General features: G+C 31.8%; 15 protein-coding genes. 8 read left to right on the forward strand and 7 right to left on the reverse strand.

What is annotated here, in order from left to right:
• Nucleotides 1-58 precede the first annotated feature (58 nt).
• Together rlmD and HSACCH_RS01800 are read right to left on the reverse strand one after the other, a co-directional pair.
• A complete protein-coding gene (gene rlmD, locus HSACCH_RS01795) occupies nt 59-1225 on the reverse strand; it encodes a 23S rRNA (uracil(1939)-C(5))-methyltransferase RlmD (protein WP_005487384.1) in 1167 nt (388 codons plus the stop codon).
• Nucleotides 1226-1256: 31 nt separating this feature from the next.
• Complete coding sequence (locus HSACCH_RS01800; protein ID WP_005487385.1) at nt 1257-2585, reverse strand: sodium-dependent transporter; 1329 nt, start codon at nt 2583-2585, stop codon at nt 1257-1259.
• Nucleotides 2586-3017: 432 nt separating this feature from the next.
• Between HSACCH_RS01800 and HSACCH_RS01805 the strand changes: the two genes are divergently transcribed.
• The 3 genes from HSACCH_RS01805 to HSACCH_RS01815 all read left to right on the forward strand — a co-directional run bounded on the left by HSACCH_RS01805 (nt 3018) and on the right by HSACCH_RS01815 (nt 5821).
• Nucleotides 3018-4493 (forward strand): sodium-dependent transporter, encoded by a 1476-nt coding sequence (locus HSACCH_RS01805; protein WP_005487386.1) that lies wholly within the window; start codon nt 3018-3020, stop codon nt 4491-4493.
• Between the two features lie 113 nt (nt 4494-4606).
• Nucleotides 4607-5107: a nitroreductase family protein gene (locus HSACCH_RS01810; protein ID WP_005487387.1), complete on the forward strand. Its 501-nt coding sequence runs from the start codon at nt 4607-4609 to the stop codon at nt 5105-5107.
• Nucleotides 5108-5116: 9 nt separating this feature from the next.
• Nucleotides 5117-5821 (forward strand): PHP domain-containing protein, encoded by a 705-nt coding sequence (locus HSACCH_RS01815; protein WP_152415959.1) that lies wholly within the window; start codon nt 5117-5119, stop codon nt 5819-5821.
• An 84-nt stretch (nt 5822-5905) separates the two neighbouring features.
• On the opposite strand, the gene HSACCH_RS01820 is transcribed toward HSACCH_RS01815, so the two are convergent.
• The 5 genes from HSACCH_RS01820 to mnmH are packed head-to-tail and all read right to left on the reverse strand — an operon-like array spanning nt 5906 to nt 10561.
• Nucleotides 5906-6457: a hypothetical protein gene (locus tag HSACCH_RS01820; RefSeq protein ID WP_005487389.1), complete on the reverse strand. Its 552-nt coding sequence runs from the start codon at nt 6455-6457 to the stop codon at nt 5906-5908.
• On the reverse strand, nt 6457-7053 hold the full coding sequence (locus tag HSACCH_RS01825; protein ID WP_005487390.1) for a hypothetical protein: 597 nt from the start codon (nt 7051-7053) through the stop codon (nt 6457-6459). The genes HSACCH_RS01820 and HSACCH_RS01825 overlap by 1 nt, the downstream gene beginning before the upstream one ends.
• Nucleotides 7054-7094: 41 nt before the next feature.
• On the reverse strand, nt 7095-8099 hold the full coding sequence (locus HSACCH_RS01830; RefSeq protein WP_005487391.1) for an RnfABCDGE type electron transport complex subunit D: 1005 nt from the start codon (nt 8097-8099) through the stop codon (nt 7095-7097).
• 14 nt (nt 8100-8113) lie between these two features.
• Nucleotides 8114-9439 carry an electron transport complex subunit RsxC gene (gene rsxC / locus HSACCH_RS01835; protein ID WP_005487392.1) on the reverse strand — a complete coding sequence of 442 codons (1326 nt, stop codon included), beginning with the start codon at nt 9437-9439 and terminating at the stop codon, nt 8114-8116.
• 54 nt (nt 9440-9493) lie between these two features.
• The gene (gene mnmH, locus HSACCH_RS01840; protein ID WP_005487393.1) at nt 9494-10561 is read right to left on the reverse strand and encodes a tRNA 2-selenouridine(34) synthase MnmH; all 1068 of its coding nucleotides are present in this window, start codon (nt 10559-10561) and stop codon (nt 9494-9496) included.
• 264 nt (nt 10562-10825) lie between these two features.
• Here mnmH and HSACCH_RS01845 point away from each other — a divergent pair, with 264 nt between their 5' ends.
• The 5 genes from HSACCH_RS01845 (at nt 10826) to HSACCH_RS01865 (ending at nt 14171) form a co-directional block, all read left to right on the forward strand.
• Nucleotides 10826-11668: an Mrp/NBP35 family ATP-binding protein gene (locus tag HSACCH_RS01845; RefSeq protein WP_005487394.1), complete on the forward strand. Its 843-nt coding sequence runs from the start codon at nt 10826-10828 to the stop codon at nt 11666-11668.
• A gap of 70 nt (nt 11669-11738) precedes the next feature.
• Nucleotides 11739-12098, forward strand: coding sequence for a NifB/NifX family molybdenum-iron cluster-binding protein (locus tag HSACCH_RS01850; RefSeq protein ID WP_005487395.1), 360 nt, complete (start codon nt 11739-11741; stop codon nt 12096-12098).
• A 1-nt stretch (nt 12099) separates the two neighbouring features.
• Nucleotides 12100-12978 carry an ATP-binding protein gene (locus tag HSACCH_RS01855; RefSeq protein ID WP_005487396.1) on the forward strand — a complete coding sequence of 293 codons (879 nt, stop codon included), beginning with the start codon at nt 12100-12102 and terminating at the stop codon, nt 12976-12978.
• On the forward strand, nt 12956-13822 hold the full coding sequence (locus HSACCH_RS01860; protein ID WP_005487397.1) for an ATP-binding protein: 867 nt from the start codon (nt 12956-12958) through the stop codon (nt 13820-13822). The genes HSACCH_RS01855 and HSACCH_RS01860 overlap by 23 nt, the downstream gene beginning before the upstream one ends.
• 1 nt (nt 13823) lies before the next feature.
• Entirely contained in the window at nt 13824-14171 is a 348-nt protein-coding gene (locus tag HSACCH_RS01865) for a NifB/NifX family molybdenum-iron cluster-binding protein (RefSeq protein WP_005487398.1), read from the forward strand.
• The last annotated feature ends 69 nt before the right edge of the window (nt 14172-14240 follow it).

The raw sequence follows: 14240 nt of genomic DNA on the forward strand, positions 1-14240 counted from the left end.
TTTTTTTAAAAAAGCGGTGCCTTTTTATTTTGATTAAGGCACCGCTTTTGTTTGAAAATTATTCTTTTTTTAATAAGCTAATTACTTCAAGGTGTTTTGTATGTGGAAACATATCAATTGCTTTAAATTTTTGCAGTGTATAATTGTGAAGTTCCAGTTCTTTTAAATCACGAGCTAAACTTTTTGGATTACAGGAAATATATAATATTTCTTTTGAATTTGCTGCAGCTATTTTTTCAAGAGCTTTTGGATTAATACCCGGTCGGGGTGGATCAATAATAATTAAATCAGCTTTTTGATCTATATTATCGATTTCTTTTAGCACATCACCGGCAATAAATTTAGCATTTTTAACTCCATTTAGTTTAGCATTTTCTTTTGCATGCTCAACTGCATCAGAGTCGATTTCTATTCCATAAATTTTAGCGGCATCTGCTGCAATACTCTGAGAAATTGTTCCTGCCCCACAATAAAGGTCAAATACCACTTTACCATTAGCACTCTCAATATATTTTTCAGCTTCAGAGTATAATAACTCTGCCCCTTTAGTATTAGTTTGAAAAAAGGAAAGAGAATCAATTTTAAATTGATTATTTAAGAGCTTATCATAAAAATAATTCCTGCCGTGATAAACTATCATTTCATCACAGCTTACCTGATCTGAAAAATCATCATTAATTGTTTGAATAAATCCTACCAGTTCTCCGTTTAGGTTTAAATTATTTAATTTTTTAACCAAAGGATTAAAATCGTGATCCACTTGACTTGTTGTAATTAAATTAGCAACAACTTCGCCAGTGTTTATACCTTTGCGAACAACTAAATTTCTTAAAAATCCCTCTCTTAATTTTATATGATATTTTTTGAAATTATTTTCGCGGCAGTATTCTAAAATAGTACTCAAAATATCTCTGAAATCCTGGTCTACCAGCAAACAATTGTCTACAGTAATTACATCAAATCGTCTTCCCCTAGGATGCATTCCTAATTGAAGTTCTCCACCTTTTTTTAAATCTCCAAAACTAAATTCCATATTATTTCGATATTCATATATTTCAGGGCTTGCTAAAATATTTTCGAAATTTTCAATATCAATTTCTTTTTCTTTAAAAAGATCAAGCAGCATCTTTTTTTTGTTTTCTAGTTGTTCTTCATAAGGAATATCCTGAATAGAACAGCCACCACAGCGGTCATAATGAACACAAATATCTTTCGTTTTTTGCAAATTTGAACCTCCTATAAATTATGAAAATCAATTATGAAATTGTTTGATAAATGTTAAAGAGCATAATAAATAAAACAGCTGCTGGTACTATATATTTTAAAAGTAAAGAATAAATACTACCAATGTGAAAACTACTGTTTTTATTTGCTTCTTCGATAGAGTTTTTACTACCCCAAATGTGGCCTACAAAAATTGATGTCAAAATTCCACCCGTTGGTAAGAAAATAGAGTTAGTAAACCAATCATAGGTATCAAGTACGTCCATTCCTAAAAAGTTAAAGTTAGAAAAAGAGCTGTATCCTAATAATGGTGGTATTCCAACAAAAAAGATTAGACACCCCATTAGATAGGAAGCTTTTTTTCTATTCCAATTGTATTCATCAACTAAAAATGCAACTACAACTTCTAGCATAGAAATTGAAGAAGTTAAAGCTGCTATTGTAAGTAGTAGGAAAAAGATTAGAGAAAAAAATGAGCCAAACGGCATTTGTGTAAAAACAGCTGGTAAAGTAATAAATGTTAATCCTGGTCCTGAAGCTGGATCAAGCCCAAAAGCAAAAACTGCTGGGAAAATAGCAAATCCTGCTAATAAAGCTACTAATGTGTCAAAAACCAAAACAAAGGCCGCGCTCTCGTTGATACTTTCTTTTTCACTTAGATAACTACCATAAGTAATCATTACTCCCATTCCTAAACTTAAAGTGAAAAAAGCCTGAGAAATAGCATCAGTAAATGTCTGAAAAGTAATTGCAGAAAAATCTGGTTTCAAATAAAAACTTAATCCTGCTGCAGCACCATCTAAAGTTACAGAACGAATGATAAGTAAAAATATTATTCCAAATAAAATAGGCATTAAAATCTTAACTAACTTTTGAATTCCATTAACAACTCCAGCTCCTATAACAGCAATTGTTAAAAACATAAAAATACCATGCCAGATAATTGGTTCAGTGAAACTACTGATATGAGCTGAAAAAATTTGCGGAAAATTACTTTCAGCAGTAAAGTTCAATGATTTAAAGATATAAGACATCCCCCAACCAGCAACCACAGAATAGTAACTTAAAATAACAAAACCTGATAAAACACCTAAGGCACCAACAATAGGCCAGGGAGTATTAGAAGCCATTTTTTTAAAGGCTCCGATTGGATTTTTTTCTGTTTTTCTTCCTAAAGTCATTTCAGAAACTAAAATTGGATAACCTATAAATAGTATAGCGGCTAGATAAATTAAAATAAAAATTGCGCCTCCATTTGTACCAGTAACATAAGGGAAACGCCAAATATTGCCTAAGCCAATAGCAGATCCGGCAGCGGCAAGTATAAATCCGAGTTTAGAAGTCCAATTTTCTCTTTCCATAAATAATCCTCCTCATTATTTAATTTTTTTATATTTACTTTATTTATTTTATCACATTAAACTGTTGTCATCAATCGCTATATTTTAAAAGCTTTTAAGCCCTAGATTATGAATAATAATATATTTTTAAATTTATAGTTAAAATATTTTTTAGTCAAATATACGAAGTTAAATACATTTATTTAATTTTTATCATAAAAGCTGGAAATTGTTGAATTTATTTGTTATAATACATTCAACCTGATTAGATTAGTTGAGAATAGTATATAATCCTACATTATTAGGAGTAAAAAATTATTTAGCAGTAGATTTGGGATTATAGTATTTAGCTGAGTTTTTGTGGTATTTTAAGTATTTTATTTTTAGATTAGCTGAGCCAGAAATATCAGGTAAAAATAAAATGAGTAGAAAGAAGAGAAGGAGGAAAGTGAAATGGAAGAGAATCGTGATCAATGGGGAAGTAGACTTGGATTTATTTTAGCAACAATTGGTTCAGCTGTAGGACTTGGTAATATCTGGCGTTTTTCTTATCAGGCATATGAAAATGGTGGTGGAGCATTTTTATTTCCGTACATATTTGCTCTTATAACTGCTGGTATACCTCTGTTATTGCTTGAAATGGGGTTTGGATTTTTTACCAGAAATTCTGCTCCTAGTTCTTTTAGAAAGGTAAAAGAAAAGTTTGAATGGGTTGGCTGGTGGTCAGTATTAGTTGCCTTTACAGTAACGGTCTATTATATTGTTATTATTGCCTGGAGTTTATTATTTGTTTTTGAATCATTTTCTTTAGGTTGGACTGCTGATCCTGAAGGATTTTTCTTTGGAGAATTTTTAGGATTTAGCGGCAGTGCTTTTACTCTCGGGGGAATTCAGTGGAAAATTTTCTTTGCTTTATTAGCTGTTTGGATAATTAACTATGTGATTATTGCTGGTGGAGTAGAAAAAGGAATTGAAAAGGCCAGCAAAATATTTATGCCGCTTTTAGCATTAATGGTTTTAATAATAGTTTTAAGAGGGGTAACATTACCAGGTGCAATGGAGGGTGTCAAGGCCTTTGTAACACCAGATTTTTCTAAGATATTAGATTTTAATATCTGGGTTGGAGCATATGGGCAGATATTCTTTACCTTAAGTCTTGGTTTTGGAATTATGATTGCTTATTCTAGTTATTTACCTAAAAAATCGGATGTTGTAAAGAATGGTATAATTGCCGGTTTAGCAAACAGTATATTTAGTATAGTGGTTGGTTTTGGTGTTTTTGGGGTTTTAGGATATATGGCTCAGCAGCAGGGAGTAGAAATAGCTGATGTTGCAACTTCGGGTATTGGACTTGCTTTTATTGCTTTTCCAAAGGCTATTAACTTACTACCAGGATTACCGCAATTATTTGGGTTTGCATTTTTCTTCTCCCTTACAATTGCAGGTCTGTCATCCAGTATATCACTAATTGAATCTGTTGTATCTTCTTTGATTGATAACTTTAGTTTAAGCCGCAAGAAAGCTGTTACTTTAGTGTCAATTGTAGGTTTCATACTTGGGGTACCAATGGTTACTCAAGGTGGACTTGCTATTTTAGATATTGTTGATCACTTTGTTAACATTTTTGGTTTATTACTTGTTGGTTTAATAGAAATGTTAATTTTAAGTTATGCTTTTGATTTAGATAAGATTAAAGATAATATGAATGCAAGTTCTGATCTACATGTTGGTAATGGTTGGAAAGCAATGATTAAATTCATTGCACCTGTATTTATAGGTATCGGATTTGTTCAGAGTACAATTTCTGAATTATCAACAGCTTATGGTGGATATCCTGTCAGTGAACTGATGGCTTTTGGTTGGTTTGTAGTAGCTTTATTAGTTATAGCTGCAGTTACAATTGCAAATAATAGTAAAAAAAGAATATAATTTATTTTAAAATGAATAATTATTTTAAAAAGCCTCTGGTATATATATATCAGGGGTTTTTGACATTTTCAATTAACAAATTATATAATATCAACTAAAGGAGAGGATATATTATGGACGAAATTTTTGAAAGAAGAAGTATCAGAAAATACAAAAAGAAGAAAGTTGAAGAAGAAAAAATAGAAAAATTATTAAAAGCAGCTACAGCCGCACCTTCAGCTGGTAATGAACAGCCATGGCATTTTATTGTGATCAGAGATCGAGATAAACTTAATCATTTAGCTGAAGTTCATCCTTATGCTAAAATGTTAAAAGAGGCGTCACTTGCAATAGCAGTTTGTGCAGATTTAGATAAACAGCGACATGAGGGATTTTGGGTACAGGATTGTGCAGCAGCAACCCAAAATATATTATTAGAAGCTGTTTCATTAGATCTTGGAGCAGTTTGGATTGGTGCATATCCGAATCAAGAACGAGAAAAAGTTGTAAGTGAAGCTTTAGAAGTACCTAAAAATATAAAAACTGTTTCTTTAATTTCTATTGGTTATCCTGATGAAGAAAAAGGAAAGACTGATAGATTAAGTGATGAGATAGTTCATTATGATCAATGGTAGAAATTAGAGGTGTTTTTTTTGAATAGATATAAAATTGAGCTGCATGCTCATAGTTCAGAAAGCAGCCGCTGTGGCTCTGTTGAAGCAGCTGAATTAGTTGAAAAATATATAAATGCGGGATATAGTGCTTTAGTTCTGACAGATCATTATTATGCTCGTTTTTTTGATAAATTTTCTGATTTAAGCTGGGAAAAGAAGCTTGAAAAGTATTTAGAGGGATATAAAAATGCTAAAGAAGCTGCAGGTGATTCAGAATTTAAAGTTTTTTTGGGTATTGAAATTAAATTTAGTAATGATCCAAATGAATATTTGATTTATGGTCTGAATGAAGAATTTTTATTGAAATATCCAAATTTACATCATCTTAATTTAGAAAAATTTAAAAACTTAGCTGAGACAGATGAAGCGGAGATACTAATTTTTCAAGCACATCCTTATCGTCAGGGAATGGCTCCTGCTGACATAAGATTAATTGATGGACTTGAAGTTTATAATGGAAATCCTCGGCATAATTCAAATAATGATAAAGCTTTAAATTATGCCAAAAAAAATAATTTAAAAATGATTTCTGGATCCGATTTTCATGAATATGAAGATCTTGCAAGGGGTGGAATTGTTTCTAAAGAACTACCACTTAAAATAAATGAGTTATGTAATTTATTGAAAACTGGGAATTACAATTTAATCAAAGCCGGAAAATTAAATTTAAAATAGTATATCATTTAATTTAGTTAATTTCAGTTTAATATAATTATAAAAGGGAGGCGGCTTATAAAAAGTTGTCTCCCTTTAAAATCTTTAGAGAAAGTTAAAACCAGACATTATAGCGGTTAAAAAAGCTAAAACTAGAAATAAAGTGTATTCTTTTTTAAATATTTTTTTATTTTCTTTTAAATCTAATTGTTCTTTTATAGCAGCAACAATAATGAAAATCAAATAAAAGCCTGCTAATAAGGCGGTTATAATTATTAAATCTTGATAATTATAAGATACTTTTTCTATTAAATTAAACTGAAGAGCGAGCAGTCCAGCAAGAGCAATGATTTCTCTTTTTAAACCAGAAATCCATTCTCCCTGGAGTAGACCATAACTTTTTATAATTTTTATTGCAATTAAAGAATTTAAAAAATAAACTGCTGGAAAAACATAATTAATTGAACTTAGATAATAAGAAAAAATCCAGGCAGAAATGGCAGCAAATCCCATGGCACCAGTAATAACTTTTCCATCTTTAAAAGCAGTCCTTAGTTTTGGTGTTTCTACTACTATGAGCAGAACCGCGGTAAAAGAAATTAAAACTAAATTATTTTTTAAAAGCTGATCTAAAAAAACAAATATCATTTCACTCATTATTTTGCCTCACTTTCAAGATTATCTGCTGTTTCTTTTACTAGGGTCGCTTTTAGATTTAATTTTTTAGTTAGGATTTCATAAATAAAAGCTGCTATTGCAAGGGTTAAAAAAGCACCAGCTGCATTGTTAGCTATAGAAAGTGGTGGATTATTAAAAATCTGATAGTTTAGTAAGCTTCCCTGACCTAATAACTCTCTTAAAATTGAAACTGCCAGCATTAGATCCAAAAATAAAGTATGGTTAAGTACGAATTGAGTTAGTCTTTTATTTTTTAAATCTGCATAAACTAGAGGAGTCACTCCAATGAGAATGAAATAATAATTAAAGTATTGAGATTGAGCTCCCAAAATTTGGGGCAGCAGCACAGAAAGAAAATAAGAAATTCCAAAGCCTAAACCCCACAGGATTATTTGGCCTTCTTTTTGATCAAAAAAACTTTCGTTTATTAAATAAATGAATTTAACAATTAGAGCTATAAAACTTAAAGATAGAGCAAAAATGAGGGCAAATAAAACTCCATTTGCTGTGCCAGCAAGCAGTGGTAATAAAGCTAAAAGACTTATTTTATTAACCAGTGTTAGATTATCATTCATTTATTAATTCTCCTTTCTTATTATTTGCTATTAGATCTTATTTAGCCAATTAACAAAGTGAAATAGCTAAATATAATTATTAAAAATGCTGCAGAGACTGCAGAAGCAATAATTTTATAATTTTTTTTGCGAATTTGATACTGTCCGAAGTGGAATCCTTCAAACAAATGGTCAAAAAGATAAGCAAGGCCATTCATTGTTAGAATTGCAAAGGTTACACCACCACTATAAATCGAAAAATAGCGAATTAAAACAGTTAAGACTCCACAACCTGCTCCATAAGCTAATCTAGCCTCTTTAGCACTAGGAGAACTTACCATATCGGTTGCCATGAAAAAAGCACCTAAAATAACAGCGCCTGCAAAAATACTGAGCAGCGGATTAACACCTAATAGCCAAGAAGTAATTATTACACCTATTATAAATGAACCTGGGATTCTCCAGCTAATGTAGCCTTTATAATAAAGAAAAGCTGCACCAATTAGTAATGCTAAAGCTGAAGTTTCTCCTATAGCTCCAGGTATATTCCCAACAAATAAATTCCAGAGTCCACTGATACCATTTTGACTTAAATATGTATAAGAAGAGTCTGAAGCTCTCTGAGCCAGGGGAGTTGCACCAGCAACTGCATCAAAAGGAGCAGGCCATTTTGCAAAATATTCGGCAAAAGAAAGCCTAATTATTGCTCTACCGGCCAGGGCGGGATTAAAAACGTTATTCCCCAGACCACCAAAAAGTTGTTTTGCAATTATAATTGCAAAAAATGCTCCAACTAAAGGCAGCCAGAATGGAGAATTAGCAGGAATGCTCATCCCTAACAGCATGCCGGTAACAAAGGCGCTACCATCTCCAGGAAATTTTTTAGTAAAGGGATATTCTAAAATAACTGAAAATATTGCTGTAGAAAAAATTAAATAAAGAGCATAAGTTCCAAAAAATATTGATGCAGCTGCTGCAGCCGGAATTAAAGCTAAAGCAACATTCCACATTGTCTTTTCTATTGAATCATCTGTTCCGATGTGTGGACCAGAAAGTTCTAAATTCATTTACAGCACCTCCATTAATTATTTGCCTGTCTTAAGCGGGCTTTGCCTTCTCGTAACCATCTTAAAAGCGGTCTGCTGGCTGGACAAACGTAAGCACAGCTTCCACACTCAATACAACTAGCTAAACTTAAAGCCTCGGCTTCTTCTAGATAATCATTATTTATAAAGTCTGTTATTCTATTAGGAGAAATATATACCGGACAGGCATCAACACATTTAGCACAGCGAATACAGACTCTACTTTCATACTCTTTATATTCTGCTTGAGATAAAATAATTATTCCAAAACCTGTTTTAGTGATAGGAATGTCTGTACTTTCAGCTCTAAATCCTGTCATTGTTCCTCCTATTAGTAAAACACTTTCTTGAGATACTATACCATCACAATAATCTAAAAGATTTTTGATTGGCGTTCCAAGTGGAACAATTAAATTTTTAGGATTTCTAATACCTCGTCCACTAACTGAAACAACTCTGTCCACTACTGGTTGATCTTCATCTACAGCTTCAGCTACAGCAACTGCAGTTTGAGCATTATTAACCACAACTCCAACTTCCATCGGTAATCCACCTTCGGGAATTTCACGGTTTAAACAAGCTTCAATGAGCTTTTTTTCTGCTCCATGTGGATATAAAGAATCAACTATTTCAAAATCTAGCTCAGGCCAGTTTTTAGCTTCAGCTTTTAAACTTTTGATTGCATTTTTTTTATTATCTTCACAGGCAATAAAACCATTTTCAGCTCCAACTGCTTTTTTGATTAACTCCAAACCTCTATAAACTTTAGCAGTTTTTTCCTGCAGTGTCCGATCATCAACAGCCACATATGGTTCAGATTCTGATCCATTAATAATCACTGTATCAATAGGTTTCTCTTTCGGAGGTGATAATTTAATGTGAGTTGGGAAACCGGCGCCCCCCATTCCAATAATACCTGAATTTTTTATAATTTCTTTAATTTCTTCAGCCGTTTTATTTTTTTTAGATTTCAAATTAAAACTAACTCTATTAAATGCAGCTTTTTTGTCTCTCTGGATAATAATTGCTTTAGATTTTCCTCCGCGGGAATCAGAAATATCTTTGATATCAATAATTTCGCCTGATAAACTGGCATGGAGGCTGGCAGATACTCCAGGATTTGCTTTAATTATTAGTTGTCCTCTTTTAACATAATCACCTTTTTCAACAAGGATTTCTCCTGGTTTACCAATATGTTGTTTAACTGGCAGATAAACAATATCAGGTAAAGGTAATTCTTCAATTTTTAAATTAGTATTTAGTTCTTTATTATCCGGGAGATTAATACCGCCAATAGAAAATCTTTTAATATTTTTGGACATTTAATCAGCTCCAATCTTTAAATGTTTAGCTACCTAAACAAATTCACAATTTTTTTATAAATGATAGAGATTCAAAATTTTTTTAGCAGCATTTTCAATATTGTCCGCATTGATTTCCGCTTTGTAATTATTAATTTTATTCTGTGAATGTTCATACATTGGATCATAATATTCTTCTAATAATATTCTGGTTAATTCTTTAAATTTACCTTTTTTTGCTAATTCTAAAAGCTTAAAGTAAGATTTTTTTCCTGCTTTTTTAATAATATATTTTTTTATTGCAGTTAATGACTCTAAAACTCTTTCTATAAATTTTTCCTGATCACTTTCTATATCTTTTATATATTCGAGATAAATATTGTCTACCCTTTTTTCCATTGAAGCAGTTATTAATAAGTCTCCTCCAGCTTTCATTTCTTTGTTGAAAAAATCTGGAATAACTGAATGACCAACTCTTCTACTTTCAGCTTCTACAAAAATAATTCCATTTTGCCTATCTTTTTTCTTCAATTCTTCCCAAAGAAGAGAATCAAAATATTTTTGGTTATAAGGTTGGTCAAGGCCAATACTGCCAAAAGCCGACCCCCTATGATTTGCAATTCCTTCTAAATCAATGATATTTGCTCCCATTTTTTCCATTTCTTTTAAAATGTATGTTTTTCCGACACCTGTGTTGCCGTGTAAAACTGAGATTCTACCTTTAAAATCATAATTCTCAAGTTTATCCATTACATAGTGTCGATAGCCCTTATAGCCATCTTCTAATCTATAAACTTCAATTCCAGCTAAATCTGAAAATTCGGCCAAACTTTTGCTTCTTAAACCACCTCGAGAACAAAAAATAATTAAATTATCATATTTTTTATTAAGCTGATTAATTTTTTTAATTAAATTTGGAATTTTTGGTGAAACCAACTCAACCCCTTTTAATTTTGCTTTTTTTGAGTTTTGATTTTTATAAATTGTACCAATGATTTTTCTTTCATTATGATCTAAAAGTTCTATATTAACAGCTCCGGGAATAGTTGCTTCATTATATTCTTCTTTAGTTCTTGCGTCAATATAAATACTATTTTTAATGTTTAAACTATCTTGATAAGTAATTAGTCTTTCTTTTCGCATTTATTTACACCCTTTTATAAAATATTTTCAATTAGTATATTTTAAATTATAATTATTTTCTTAGTTCAATAACTATTAGTTCAATAACTATGATATAAATTTAACTTAAATAATATTTTATCCTAAATAAGCTGAAAATGAAAATATATAGGCAAAAAAAATTTTTATTGGCGATTTGAGTACTTGAATTGAAAATAAAAAAGTGTTATAGTTAATACAGTTAAATGAACAAATGACCATAATATATAATGAGGTGATTACTTAATGTATGAAGTAAAAGATAAGAAAGTTGTCTTAGAACACGGGTCGATAAATAAAGGTATTATTGCTGTGGCTAGTGGTAAAGGTGGAGTCGGTAAATCTACAGTTACTGTCAATCTGGCAACTGCTCTCGCTGAATTAGGATATAAAGTTGGTATAATAGATGCTGATGTAAGAGGTTTTAGTGTGCCCAGAATTTTGGGAGTCAAAGATAAACCTAAGGCGGTTAGTGAAAATGAAATTATTCCTCCAGAAGTTAAAGGGATAAAGACTATTTCGATGGGTTCTTTTGTGGGAGAAAATGAACCAGTAATTTGGAGAGCCCCACTGCTTGGAGGAGCTTTAGAGCAATTTTTCAAAGATGTTCGCTGGGGAGAATTAGATTATATGCTTCTCGATTTACCGCCTGGAACAGGAGATATGCCACTAAATATAATGCAAAAAGTACCACATTCTGAAATTTTAGTTGTAACTACTCCACAAATTACGGCAACAAAAGTAGCTGGCCGGATTGGAGCCATGGCTGAAAAAATGGATCTGCAAGTTTTAGGTGTAATTGAAAACATGGCTTATTATCAGTGTACAGAATGCGGAAATAAAGATTATATTTTTGGTGAAAATGGAGGAGAAACATTAGCAGATTTTATGGGAACCGAGCTTTTAGGACAGCTGCCTTTAATTTCTGAAGTTCGCCGCCGTAGTGATACTGGTAAACCAATTGTTTTTGATGAACCTGAAGCTGAAATATCTAAGGAATTCATCAAAATTGCAAAACGTCTTGCTGAAAGAGAAGGCGGCTTTGACGAAAAAATTGAACCATTAAAATTAAATATGAATGCAAAATAGTAAAGTTGATTTATACCGGTTTTTACAAGAACCGGTATAAATAGACAATCAAAAAATGGGGGTTAAAAAAATGAAATTAATTATTCCTGCAGTTGGAGCTAGCAACTTTGAGACAGAGATTCATGAAAACTTTGGTCGAGCAAATTATTTTGCTGTAATAAATTGTGAGAACAATCAAATTAAATTTGTTAACAATACAGCAGCTAATAAAAGTAGTGGTGCTGGAGTAGGTGCTGCTCAGTTATGTGCCGATCAAAATGCAGATGCAGTTGCTGCCTATCATTTTGGTCCCAAAGCATATGAGGCATTAAAAGCAGCCGGAATTGAACTTCTAGATTTAAAAGAACAAAAATTAATTAAAGAAGCTTTTAATGATTACCAGGCAGGCAATTTAACTGAGGCTGAAGCTGGCCCTGGAGGACATTTTTAAGGTGAACCAGGAAATTTCACTTTCAATTTTAAGTGGAAAGGGTGGAACCGGGAAAACTACTTTAGCAGTTAATTTAGCACTTGCCCTGGATAATGTCCAGCTGCTTGATGCAGATGTTGAAGAACCGAATGATTATCTTTTCGTATCTCCTGAAATTGGAGAAAAAGAAAAGGAGTCTGTTATGCGGTTAATTCCAGAAGTTAATGATGAAAAATGTACAGCCTGCCGAAAATGTGTTAACTTTTGTGAATACAACGCTCTGGCCATGATGCTTGATAAAGTCTTAATCTTTGAAGAAGTGTGTCACAGCTGTGGTGGTTGTAAAATTGTCTGTCCAGAAAATGCAATTACTGAAAAAGAAAAAGAGTTAGGTAAACTATATCATGATAGTTTAGATAATCTTGATTTTTGGCAGGGAGAATTAAATCCAGGTGAAGAAAAAGCAGTACCTGTAATTGAAAAATTAAAAACAAAAATTGATCATGATAAAAAAGTAATTATTGATTCACCGCCTGGAACTACCTGCCCGACTATAGAAGCAATTATTGACACTGATTTTACAATAGTAGTGACTGAGCCTTCTACTTTTGGCCTGCATGATCTTAAAATGGTAGTTGAAATGTTAAATAATTTAAATCAAGCTTTTGCAGTTATAATTAATAGATCAGAATCAGATGCTGATTATTTAATTGAAGATTACTGTCAAGAAAATGGAATAAATATTTTATTGAAAATTCCTTTTTCCAGAAAAATTGCAGAACTTTATTCTAATGGAAAGCCCTTTGTTTATGAGCTTGAAGGATGGGAAGAAAAATTTAAAAACCTATACAGAGATATTATAGAGGAGGCCTTTAACAATGAAAGAAATAACAGTAATTAGTGGTAAAGGTGGAACCGGAAAAACAACTTTTACAGCTAACCTGGCCTCTTTATTAGATAATTTAGTATTAGGTGATTGTGATGTTGATGCACCTAATTTACATCTTTTATTAAATCCAGTTAATAAAAGTAAAGAAACATATAGGGGAGCAAAATTAGCGATCAAAAATCAAAATCGCTGTATTGACTGTGGTAAATGTTATGATTACTGCCGTTATAAAGCCATAACTGCTGATGATTTTCAGGTTAATAATTTAAAATGTGAGGGTTGTGGAGTTTGTGTAGAAGTTTGCCCAACAAAAGCCCTTAAACTAGAATCTATTGAGACAGGAAGCCTTTATCAGGCAGAAAGTAAATTTGGAGATATGATTCATGCGCGTCTGATTCCAGGTGCTGATACCTCTGGTAAATTAGTAAGTGAGGTCAAGAAAAAGGCTTCAGAAATTGCCAAAAGAAAAAATAAAGATTGGATTTTAATTGACGGATCACCAGGTATTGGTTGTCCAGTTATTGCTTCTTTAAGTGGTTCAGATATGGCAATTTTAGTTACAGAACCCACACTGTCTGGTTTTTCAGATTTAAAGCGGGTAATTGAAGTTGTAAAACATTTTAAAATTCCAGCTGGACTTGTAATTAATAAATATGATTTAAATGAAGAAATTAGCGAAAAAATAAAGTCATATTGTCAGAAAGAAGATATTGAACTTTTGACTAAGATTCCATATAGTAGAATAATTGTGGAATCATTAAAAAAAGGAGAACTCTTTGTTGATAATGATCAAGACTTAAGAAAAAGAATGCTTAAAGTAAAAGCAAATTTGACTAAGATAATGGAGGTAGAATAATATGAAAAAGATAGCTGTACCTGTTCAAGGAAACAATGTTTCTGCTCATTTTGGTCATGCACCTCATTTCAAGATTTTTAGTGTAGAAAATAATAGTATTAACAAAGAAGAAGTTTTGGAAAATCCAGGTCACCAGCCTGGTTTATTACCCAAATTATTAAATGAAGCTGGTGCTGATGTAATTATTGCTTCCGGAATGGGACAAAAAGCAATTACACTTTTTAAAAACAATGAGATTCAAGTTGTTTGTGGAGCTTCAGGAGAAGCAAAAACTGCTGTTGAAAATTATTTAAGAGATCAATTAGATACTTCTGAGAATGCCTGTTCACATGAAGATCACTCTCATTAAAAAGGATTATGTTTTAGATAAAGAAGAAATAAGTGCCAGGTGCAGATAAACTGTACCTGGAATACAATA

It is taken from the genome of Halanaerobium saccharolyticum subsp. saccharolyticum DSM 6643, from assembly GCF_000350165.1.
Classification (GTDB): domain Bacteria; phylum Bacillota; class Halanaerobiia; order Halanaerobiales; family Halanaerobiaceae; genus Halanaerobium; species Halanaerobium saccharolyticum.

Bases quoted from the DNA above. Each gene is read 5' to 3' on its own strand.
- HSACCH_RS01865 (WP_005487398.1), top strand. From the start codon at position 13,824: ATGAAAAAGATAGCTGTACCTGTTCAAGGAAACAATGTTTCTGCTCAT.
- HSACCH_RS01830 (WP_005487391.1), bottom strand. From the start codon at position 8,099: ATGAATTTAGAACTTTCTGGTCCACACATCGGAACAGATGATTCAATA.
- mnmH (WP_005487393.1), bottom strand. From the start codon at position 10,561: ATGCGAAAAGAAAGACTAATTACTTATCAAGATAGTTTAAACATTAAA.
- HSACCH_RS01810 (WP_005487387.1), top strand. From the start codon at position 4,607: ATGGACGAAATTTTTGAAAGAAGAAGTATCAGAAAATACAAAAAGAAG.
- rsxC (WP_005487392.1), bottom strand. From the start codon at position 9,439: ATGTCCAAAAATATTAAAAGATTTTCTATTGGCGGTATTAATCTCCCG.
- HSACCH_RS01820 (WP_005487389.1), bottom strand. From the start codon at position 6,457: ATGAGTGAAATGATATTTGTTTTTTTAGATCAGCTTTTAAAAAATAAT.
- HSACCH_RS01860 (WP_005487397.1), top strand. From the start codon at position 12,956: ATGAAAGAAATAACAGTAATTAGTGGTAAAGGTGGAACCGGAAAAACA.
- HSACCH_RS01850 (WP_005487395.1), top strand. From the start codon at position 11,739: ATGAAATTAATTATTCCTGCAGTTGGAGCTAGCAACTTTGAGACAGAG.
- HSACCH_RS01800 (WP_005487385.1), bottom strand. From the start codon at position 2,585: ATGGAAAGAGAAAATTGGACTTCTAAACTCGGATTTATACTTGCCGCT.
- HSACCH_RS01845 (WP_005487394.1), top strand. From the start codon at position 10,826: ATGTATGAAGTAAAAGATAAGAAAGTTGTCTTAGAACACGGGTCGATA.
- HSACCH_RS01805 (WP_005487386.1), top strand. From the start codon at position 3,018: ATGGAAGAGAATCGTGATCAATGGGGAAGTAGACTTGGATTTATTTTA.
- HSACCH_RS01825 (WP_005487390.1), bottom strand. From the start codon at position 7,053: ATGAATGATAATCTAACACTGGTTAATAAAATAAGTCTTTTAGCTTTA.